The following is a 920-nucleotide window of genomic DNA, read 5'->3' as shown; positions in this document are numbered from 1 at the left end:
CGTAAAAGGTTACATTCAAGCGTATGAAACAGGAGGGCTTCCAGGTCTTCAAATGAATCATTCGCCAGGTGCGCCTGTTCGATTAACCCCAGAACAACAAGAAGAGCTGAAACAGACGATCGTGAACTCGGTTCCGCACGATGTGGGCTTTACGGCGCGGCACAATTGGACACTGGAGATCATTGCGGCCTTGATCAAACGAGAATTTGGGGTGACGTATTCGCTTCGTGGCATTTCCAAAATGATGCACCGACAGGGGCTGAGCTACACCAAGCCAACGTACACGTTGGCAGCCGCGGACGAAGAAAAACAAAGAATCTTTACTGAATCCACGTTTCCCGATTTAAAAAAAGATATATGAAGAACGAAATTCAGCACATACTATTTGAAGACGAATCCATGATTCGTGATTACCAAGCGATTCAGAAAACGTGGTTCCTCCGCGGCAAGCAACGGATCATTCAAACCACAGGTAAACATCGCGGCGTCAAACTGCTGGCAACCGTCGATTATGGGACAGGCAAGATCGTATGGCAGGAAGATGAGCAGTATACAGCAGAAACCTTTCTAATTTTTTTGAAAAAAGTCGTAGATGAATACCCAACAGGCAAAATCGTGATGGTATTGGATAATGCGCGAATCCATCATGCGAAGCTGCTGGCACCGTTCCTCACGGAGATGGAAGACCGACTTGAACTGGTTTTCCTACCTCCTTATAGCCCTCAACTCAATGCAGTCGAAGGGTTATGGAAATGGCTTAAATCGGACGTGATTAACAACGTCTTCTACCACACGGTCACTGAAATTCGCACCAACGTGCAGCAATTCATGGAGGAGATTATGAAAGTGCCTTTGACCATCATCGACCGACTCTGTGTCAGGTTCTAGTCAGCCGTTTCTTTAGTTCAAACTATATAGCT

Annotated in this window: 1 pseudogene; it reads left to right on the top strand. The window is 46.3% G+C overall.

Annotated features, from left to right (window positions below):
* A pseudogene (locus tag ACIFQM_RS23325) lies at nt 1-888 on the top strand (IS630 family transposase); the annotation flags it as partial.
* Nucleotides 889-920: the final 32 nt, after the last annotated feature.

Origin of the sequence: Paenibacillus sp. NRS-1782 (assembly GCF_050467685.1) — a bacterium.
GTDB classification, from domain to species: domain Bacteria; phylum Bacillota; class Bacilli; order Paenibacillales; family Paenibacillaceae; genus Paenibacillus; species Paenibacillus terrae_A.
This window is presented reverse-complemented; position numbering and strand designations above follow the sequence as displayed.